Origin of the sequence: Mesorhizobium sp. M7A.F.Ca.US.014.04.1.1, assembly GCF_003998745.1 — a bacterium.
Lineage (GTDB): Bacteria > Pseudomonadota > Alphaproteobacteria > Rhizobiales > Rhizobiaceae > Mesorhizobium > Mesorhizobium ciceri.
In genome coordinates this window covers 1-1,334 of sequence record NZ_RZRW01000987.1, presented here as the reverse complement: position 1 = coordinate 1,334, position 1,334 = coordinate 1, and the positions used below count along the sequence as shown (strand labels likewise).

Here is a 1,334-nt window from a genome sequence, read left to right as displayed (position 1 = left end):
GCCGCGGCATGATCCCGCCGGCGGATTTCATCCCGGTCGCCGAAAGCTGCGGCCTGATCGTGCAGCTCGGCCTGTTTGCCATGCAGCAGGCGGCGGAAGACCTCGCCAGCTGGCAAAAGCAGATCGGCGACGCGCCGCTGTCGGTCTCGGTGAATTTGTCCAGCCGCCAGTTGATCCGCCGCGACCTGGTCAGCGACGTCCGCTCGGTCATCGCTCGGGCCAACCTGAAGCCGCGCTGCTTCCGGCTCGAACTCACCGAATCGCTTGTCATGGACAATCCCGAGCAGACCGCCCATGTGCTGACCAAGCTGAAGCAGCTCGGCATCGGCCTGTCGCTGGACGATTTCGGCACCGGCTATTCGTCATTGGCCTATCTGACGCGTTTCCCCTTCGACACCATCAAGATCGACAAGAGCTTCGTCGACGACAACACGCCCAAGCGCGCGGTGCTGCTGAAATCGATGGTCAACATGGCGCATGAACTCGGCCTGTCCGTCGTCGCCGAGGGCATTTCGGACGAGAGCGACGCGCTGGAACTGCGCCAGATGGGCTGCGAATATGTCCAGAGCTTCATGTTCGGCGCGCCGATGCCGGGCGACCAGGTGCTGAAGACGCTGAAAGAGCAGTATCCGCTGACGCAAGCGTAAACGGATCAGGCGTGTCCGGCAGCGAGGCTGAGATGCGCAAGGTCGATACCGATCGAGGCGAGGATCCGGTCGTATTTGCGCTCGATATCGGTGTCGAACAGAAGCTCGGCACTGGCCGGACAGGTCAGCCAGCCATTTTCTGCGATCTCGGTCTCCAATTGGCCCGCGCCCCAGCCGGAATAGCCGAGCGCCATCAGCGCATGACGAGGCCCGCGGCCGGACGATATGGCGCGCAATATGTCGACGGTCGCCGTCAGGCAGATGTCGTCGGAAACGGTCAGCGATGATTCCACCCGATAGTCGCCCGAATGCAGGACGAAGCCCCGGCTGCGATCCACGGGGCCGCCATTGCGCACGACGAAATCGCGGGCCTGAGCCGGCAAGCGGATTGCCTCCTGCTCGTTCATGATGCCCAGTTGCACGAGCAAGTCCGGAAACAGCATCTGCTGCGTCTGGTTGATGATCAGGCCCATGGCGCCTTCATCGGAATGGGCGCAGACATAGATGACCGAGCGCGTGAAACGGTCGTCCTTCATGCCGGGCATGGCAATCAGGAACTGATCGTCGAGAAAGCCGCGACTGGCGACCGTCTTCTTGTGGCGCAACAAGTCCATGAAGGGAGCGTAACGCGTTTCCAAAGCGCCGAAAAGATGCGCCGTGCTGGATTCGACCAAAGCCTGTGGCGGC

The 1,334-nt window shown here is 62.2% G+C and carries 2 protein-coding genes; one reads left to right on the top strand and one right to left on the bottom strand.

Translation table 11 applies throughout. The annotated features are described in order from the left end of the window. Window positions 1-647: EAL domain-containing protein (locus EOA22_RS33835; RefSeq protein ID WP_164756192.1), on the top strand; the 647-nt coding region annotated here is incomplete at its 5' end. Window positions 648-652: 5 nt separating this feature from the next. Here EOA22_RS33835 and EOA22_RS33830 read toward each other — a convergent pair. Continuing rightward, complete coding sequence (locus EOA22_RS33830; RefSeq protein ID WP_013532765.1) at window positions 653-1,261, bottom strand: YqgE/AlgH family protein; 609 nt, start codon at window positions 1,259-1,261, stop codon at window positions 653-655. Between the last annotated feature and the right edge of the window lie 73 nt (window positions 1,262-1,334).

Coding starts and splice junctions, on each gene's coding strand:
- EOA22_RS33830 (WP_013532765.1), bottom strand. CDS start 1,261: ATGGACTTGTTGCGCCACAAGAAGACGGTCGCCAGTCGCGGCTTTCTC.